This window comes from Lysobacter sp. DMC104 (genome assembly GCF_056313665.1).
This window is the reverse complement of sequence record NZ_JBQUZW010000019.1, coordinates 1-6888: the sequence shown is the minus strand read 5'-3', so window position 1 is coordinate 6888 and position 6888 is coordinate 1. Positions and strand designations below refer to the sequence as shown.

General features: G+C 70.9%; 3 protein-coding genes and 3 pseudogenes. 4 read left to right on the top strand and 2 right to left on the bottom strand.

Features of this window, described 5'->3' with window-relative positions; translation table 11 throughout:
• A pseudogene (locus ACT53R_RS18550) lies at positions 1-120 on the bottom strand (pentapeptide repeat-containing protein); the annotation flags it as partial.
• An 86-nt stretch (positions 121-206) separates the two neighbouring features.
• Between ACT53R_RS18550 and ACT53R_RS18545 the strand changes: the two are divergent.
• The 4 genes and pseudogenes from ACT53R_RS18545 to ACT53R_RS18530 all read left to right on the top strand — a co-directional run.
• Positions 207-944: pseudogene (locus ACT53R_RS18545) on the top strand (Hpt domain-containing protein); the annotation flags it as partial.
• Between the two features lie 600 nt (positions 945-1544).
• Positions 1545-3422, top strand: a pseudogene (locus ACT53R_RS18540) (response regulator); the annotation flags it as partial.
• Positions 3415-5598, top strand: coding sequence for a chemotaxis protein CheB (locus ACT53R_RS18535; protein ID WP_476173400.1), 2184 nt, complete (start codon positions 3415-3417; stop codon positions 5596-5598). The pseudogene ACT53R_RS18540 and the gene ACT53R_RS18535, both read left to right, overlap by 8 nt.
• Positions 5599-5632: 34 nt before the next feature.
• On the top strand, positions 5633-6115 hold the full coding sequence (locus tag ACT53R_RS18530) for a chemotaxis protein CheW (RefSeq protein WP_476173399.1): 483 nt from the start codon (positions 5633-5635) through the stop codon (positions 6113-6115).
• Positions 6116-6340: 225 nt separating this feature from the next.
• Here ACT53R_RS18530 and ACT53R_RS18525 read toward each other — a convergent pair whose 3' ends face one another.
• Positions 6341-6745 (bottom strand): YybH family protein, encoded by a 405-nt coding sequence (locus tag ACT53R_RS18525; RefSeq protein ID WP_476173398.1) that lies wholly within the window; start codon positions 6743-6745, stop codon positions 6341-6343.
• Between the last annotated feature and the right edge of the window lie 143 nt (positions 6746-6888).

The following is a 6888-nucleotide window of genomic DNA, read 5'->3' as shown; positions in this document are numbered from 1 at the left end:
AACGCCTCGAAGCCGAACGTCTCGAAGCCGAACGCCTCGAAGCCGAACGCCTCGAAGCCGAACGCCTCGAAGCCGAACGTCTCGAAGCCGAACGCCTCGAAGCCGAACGCCTCGAAGCCGAACGCCTCGAAGCCGAACGCCTCGAAGCCGAACGCGCCGAAGCCGAACGTCTCGCCGAACTGCGCCGCGCCGAGCATGAAGACTTCATGCGCTTCGAAGCCGAGCGTCTTGAAGCCGAACGTCGCGAAGCCGAGCGCCTCGAAGCCGAACGTGCCGAAGCCGAGCGTGCCGAAGCCGAGCGTCTTGAAGCCGAGCGTCTCGAAGCCGAACGTCTCGAAGCCGAACGTCTCGAAGCCGAGCGTCTCGAAGCCGAACGTCTCGAAGCCGAACGCCGCGAGCAGGAACTGCGCGACCTCATCCGGATCGAGGACGAGCGCCTCGAAGCCGAACGTCTGGAAGCGGAGCGCCGCGAGGCGGAACTGCTCGAAGCCGAGCGCCTGCTCGCCGAAGGCAGCGAGCCGGAGCCGGCGGCCCACGTCGAACTGCCGGCGTTCGCCGACTTCGTCATCCCCGAGGAGCCCGCTGCGGTCGAAACCGCGCTGGTCGATGCGGCGCCCGTCGCCGCCGGAGCGGTCGTGCCGGCTGCCGAGTCGGTCATCTCCGTGCTGCTCGCGCACTCCGCGGTCACCGACCCGGACGAAGCGCTGGACATGCGCGACCTGGACGCCGACCTCATCGACATCTTCGTCGAGGAAGGCCGCGACCTGCTCGACCATTCCGACCAGTTGCTGGTCGGCCTGCGCGAATCGCCGGAAGACCGCGAGATCATCGCCGGCCTCCAGCGCGACCTGCATACCCTGAAGGGCGGTGCGCGCATGGCCGGCGTGATGCCGATCGGCGAGCTCGGCCACGCGATGGAGTCGCTGCTCGAAGCCGCGGCCGAACACCGCCTGCGTCTGGGGCGCGACGACATTCCGCTGCTGGAGACCGGCTTCGACCGCCTGCACACCATGGTCACGCGCGTCGGCGATCGCCGTGCGGTCGCGGTACCGGAGGCACTGGTCGCCGCGTTCGACACCCGCGCCCTCGGTCATGCGCTCGAACTGCCGGCGCATCTGGCCGTCACGCCGGAACCCGAGGTCGAGGCGCCGGCTTTCGCCGACTTCGACGCGCATGCCGAGGCCGCCGAGCCTGTCGCTGTGCACGAGGCCGAGGACGAAACGATCGAGATCGAGGAGATCGCGCTCGACGCCGCACCGCTCGACACGGCCTTCGCCGAACCGCTGCCGGCCGAACCCGTCGCGCTCGAGATCGCGCCGGTCGAGACCGTGCCGGCCGAAACGACGGTCGTCGAAACCGGGCCCGTCGAAACCGCATTCGTCGAGGTCGAGCACGTCGAGACCGCGTTCGTCGAGGCAACGCACGTCGAGGCCGCGACGCCGGAACCGGCGGTCGCCGAAGCCGCGACGGCCGATGTCGCCGTCGAGGACACGCTCGAAGCGCAACCGGAAGCCGTCGAGGCGCCGACCTACGCGCCGCTGCCGGGCCTGCGTCCGCTGTCCGCGCCGATGACCTTCGGCGATCGCGACGACGAGGACGGCGGCTTGCGCGGCAATCAGGAACAGGTCCGCGTCCGCGCCGAACTGCTCGATCGCCTCGTGAACTACGCCGGCGAGGTCGCGATCTACCGCTCGCGCCTCGAACAGCAGCTCGGTGCGTTCCGCGGCGCCACCTCCGAAATGGAGCAGACCACCGCGCGTCTGCGCGACCAGCTCCGCCGTCTGGAAATCGAAACCGAAGCCCAGATCATCGCCCGCTACCAGCGCGAGGGCGAGAAGCCGGATGCCGCGTTCGATCCGCTCGAACTCGACCGCTTCTCCACCCTGCAGCAGCTGTCGCGCGCGCTCAGCGAAACCGCGACCGACCTTGGCAGCCTCCACACCACGCTCGACGACCTGACCCAGCAGTACGAAACCCTGCTGCTGCAGCAGTCGCGCGTGAGCTCGGAGCTGCAGGAAGGTCTGATGCGCACCCGCATGGTGCCGTTCGACACCGTCGTGCCGCGCCTGCGCCGCGTGCTGCGCCAGGCCGCCGCCGACACCGGCCGCCAGGTGCAGCTGAAGGTCGACGGCGCGCAGGGCGAACTCGACCGCAACGTGCTGGAGCGCATGACCGCGCCGCTGGAGCACATGCTCCGCAACTCGGTCGCGCATGGCCTGGAATCGCCCGCCCAGCGCACCGCCGCCGGCAAGCCCGCCGAGGGCGTCGTCGTCATCGCGGTGCGCAAGGAAGGGTCGGAAGTCGTCCTGCAGATCACCGACGACGGCCGCGGCCTCGACCGCAAGGCGATCCGCGAACGCGGCGAAGCCCGCGGGCTGGTGCGTCCGGGCATGACGCTGTCGAACGCCCAGCTCGATGCGCTGATCTTCGAGCCCGGCTTCTCCACCGCCGAGGAAGTCACCCGCCTCGCCGGCCGCGGCGTCGGCATGGACGTGGTGTCCAGCGAAGTCCGCCAGCTCGGCGGCACGATCGACATCCGCTCCGAACCCGGTAAGGGCACCGACTTCATCCTGCGCCTGCCGCAGACGCTGGCGGTCACCCAGGCGGCGTTCGTGCGCATCGGCGAGACCACCTACGCGGTGCCGATCGCTTCGGTCCGCGGCGTCGGTCGCATCCCGCGCGACGAACTCGCCAACGGCGCCACGACCTACCGCTACGGCAACGAGGAATACGCGCTGCACGACCTCGGCAAGCTCGTCGGCGAGACGCCGGCGAAGGCCGAAGGCCAGCTGCAGATGCCGCTGCTGCTCACCCGCTCGGGCGACCTGCACGTCGCGGTGACCGTGGACCAGATCGTCGGCAACCGCGAAATCGTGGTGAAGCCGATCGGTCCGCAGGTCGCGTCCATCCCCGGCATCTTCGGCGCCACGATCATGGGCGACGGCAGCGTCGTCGTGATCCTCGACGTCGCGCCGCTGGTGCGTCGTCTCGCCGCGCAGCCGGTCGAGATCGAGGAAGCGCCGGCCGTCGAACAGCGTGCGGTGCCGCTGGTCATGGTGGTCGACGACTCGATCACCATGCGCAAGGTCACCGGCCGCGTGCTGGAGCGCCACAACTTCGAGGTGCTGACCGCGAAGGACGGCCTCGACGCGCTGGAACGCATGGTCGACGTCGTGCCGGACCTGATGCTGCTCGACATCGAAATGCCGCGCATGGACGGTTACGAGCTGGCCACCGCGATGAAGGCCGACGCGCGCCTGGCGAAGGTGCCGATCATCATGATCACCTCGCGTACCGGCGACAAACACCGCCAGCGCGCGATGGACATCGGCGTCGACCGGTATCTCGGCAAGCCGTACCAGGAGAACGAACTCATGCGCAACGTCTTCTCGCTGCTGGAGCCGGTGAGGTCCGATGCCTGAGTTCGCCGCCGCCGCTCCGCGCGTGGTCCTGCTGGCGCGTGCCGGCAAGGCCGCCGACAGCCTCGCCGAGGCGTTGCGCCAGGCCGGCGCGACGCTGCTGATCGCCGCCGACCCGGCTGACACCGACGAGCCGGCGCTGCGTGCGCTGGCGCCCGAGGCGGTGCTCGTCGCGCTGGAGCCGAGCATCGAGCCTGCGCTCGATCGCCTCGACGGCCTGCTGTCGGATCCCGACCTGACCGTGATCTTCGACGAGGCCGACCTCGCCGCGCACCGCGCCGGCTGGGACGCCGCGCGCTGGGTCCGCCACCTGTCGGCCAAGCTGCGCCGCGATTCCAACGTGCTGCCCCCCGGCGGCGAGGTCGAGCATGACGACCTGCAGCCGTCTCCGGGCAGCGTGCCCAAGCCGGCTTCGGCTTATGCGGACTACGACTTCGGTGCGCTCGCGCGCGAGGCCGAAGCCCACGCCGGGCAGGTCCCGGTCGATGGCCTGCCCGCCGAGACGCCGGCACCGGCCGTGCAGGTCGCACCGCCGTCGCCGCCGGCCGATGTGCCTGCGCCTGCGCCGGTGGCGCCGCCCGCCGAACCGGCGCCGCCGCTGCCGCCGGTCGAACCCGTGTTCGTTCCGCCGCCGGCCCCGCCCGTCGCGCCGCCGCCGCTGCCGCCCATCGAAATCCCGCCGCCGGCCGAACCGGTCGCGGCGCCGCCGGCCCTGCCGTCGGAAACGCCGCCCACGGTCACCGGTTTCGACCTGTCCGGGTTCGACCTGTCGGGCCTCGAACTGGCCGACCTTGACGCGCCTGTCGCGCCCGCCGCGCCGGAGCCCGCGCGCGAGTCGTCCGCCGCCGAGCGGCCGTTCGCCGCGCTGGGCAACTTCGCGCTGGAGCCCATCGAACCCGCTGCGCCCGCGCCGGTCGCCCCGGCCGAGGGCAACGACATCGAAGAAGCGATGACGCTCGAAAGCATCGTCTTCGATGCGGTCGAGCTGGAAGCGCCGCCGGCGCCGAAGCCGCTGCCGTCGTTCGACATCGGCAGCTTCGACGCCAGCGCCTTCGAAGGCCTGGAGATCGAGGAGGTCGCGCTCGACAGCGCGTCCACGCCGGCACAGGACGCGGCGCCGGCGATCGCGCCGATGCGCTTCGACGACGACGCCTTCTTCCTGGAAGAACTGTCCGCGAAGCCGGCCGCCGGGGCCGATGCGCCGGCGGTGATCGATCCGCTGCCCGCCGCGTTCGACGCGCCAGCGGACTTCGCATCGTTCGATGCCACCTCGTCCGACACGACGCCCGCCACGCCCGCGCCGTCGCCGTTGCCGCGTTCGTCCGGTCCGACCGACGTGCTGTCGTTCGAGGAACTGTTCGCCAGCAGCATCGAGGCCGCGAAGCAGATCCCCGAAGCCGCCTCGCGCACGGTCGACGCCGCGCCGGAGCGCGGCCCGGCCGCGCCGCTGGTCCCGCCGACGTTCTCGTTCGAGGGCCTGTCGCTGGCCACCGACGACGCACCGGCCGCCCCGGTCGAGGCGCCGCGCGAAACTCCGCGCGCCGCCGATCTGTCCGCGCTCGAAGCCCGCATCTCCGGCCTGTCGCTGGTCGACATGGACGAGCAGCAGGGCGGCGGCGGGTTCGGCCTCGACGTCGCCGGCGATGGTGCGGTGGTGATCGAAGCCGGCCTCGGCGGGCCCGATCCGACCCGCCAGATCCTCGCCGCGCTGCCGGCCGAATTCCCGGCCGTGGTCCTGGTCCGCCTGCACCTGCAGGGCGGGCGCTACGATCGCCTTGTCGCGCAGATGGAGCGCGCGGCGGTGCTGCCGGTGGCGCTGGCCGAAGCCGGTGCGATCGCCTCGCCGGGCACGATCTACTTCCTGCCCGACGGCATCGACGTGCATCCGGGCGCCGACGGTCTGGCGTTCATCGCCGACCCGGCGCCGGGCGCGCAGCTGTTTGCCACGCTGGCGCCCGGCCGTACCGCACTGGTGTTCCTCAGCGGCGGCGACCCGCGGCTGATCGACGCCGCGATGGCCGCGTCCGCCGCCGGTGCGCTGCTGGTCGCGCAGTCGCCCGAAGACTGCTACGACGGCGAAGCCTGCGCCGAACTGCGCCGCCGCGGCGCGGTGTCGGGCCTGCCCGCCGATCTCGCCTCCCGTCTGGCCGCGCGCTGGCCCAGCCGCGCGCAATCCTGACCGCTGACCCCCTTTCCGGAACGGCAACGCACCCGTGAACAGCCCGCACGTCAACGACATCCGAGGCGTCCTCATCCAGATCGCCGGCTCGCAGCTGCTGCTGCCGAACGCCGCGACGGTGGAGGTGCTGTCCTACGCCGACCCGGACCCGATCGGCGACGTCCCCGACTGGCTGCTGGGCCAGATCCGCTGGCGCGGCTGGCGCCTGCCGCTGGTGTCGTTCGCGCGCATCGCCGGCACGCACACCCCGGGCTCGGCCATCGGCACCAAGATGATCGTGCTGAAAGCGCTCGGCGGCGATCCCAAACTGCCGTACTTCGCACTGGTGGCGCAGGGCTTCCCGCGCCTCGTCACCATCACCCGCGACAACATGATCATCGCGACCTCGCACGAAGAGACGCTGCCCGAGGGCATCCGCCTGCGCGTGATGTTCAACGACGACGTCGCCCTCGTCCCCGACCTCGACGCCACCGAGCGCATGATCGTGCAGGTGCTGCGACCGGCGGCTGCGGCGTAAGGCGCACGGTAAACGCCACCGGCGGGATTCGCGACCGCCGCGATCTCTGAAGTCGATCAAGTTGCGCCGAATGCGTCACATCCACGGGGTGTGCGTCTCCTGTGGGAGCGACGGAAGTCGCGACAAACCGCGGAAAGCCTTTCCATAGCCCGTCGCGACTTCCGTCGCTCCCACAGGAGCACGGACTGGGTGAAGACATCTGGTGCGGAACACGCGTCAGCGGCCTCACGCGCTCTCGCGCGGCACAACGACCAGCAGGTTCGCATCCCGCGCGAGTCGCCATTGTCCGTCGACGCGCCGGAACACCGTGAGCGTGTGGCCCGCGCGTTCGATTGATTGATCCGCGCCGGGCGGCGTCACGCGCACCGAAAGCCGGCTCCACAGATACGCCATGTCGCCCGAGACCTCGATCTCCATGATCTCGGACGTGCTCTCGAACGTCGGACGCGGTGCGCCGGGCGGCACGCGCGAGAGTTCCGCGAACGTCGCCTTGTCCATCGGCGGGCGGCCGGGCACGAGGAACACCGCGTCGTCGGTCATCAGGTTGAGCACGGTGTCGACGTCGCCGGCCTGCGTCGCGGCCTGCCAGGTGTCGACGAGGGCGCGGATCCGGTCTTCGTCGCTGGGCATGTCGGCTGTGCTCCAAAAGAACCGGATCCCATTCTGCCCTGTGTGGCCAGCTCGAAGTAGGGTGGTGGTGACCTGAGACGAATCATGTAGCCGCCCGGGAGGTGAGTTCTCTACCCTCGACAGACCAAGGAGAACTCATGAAG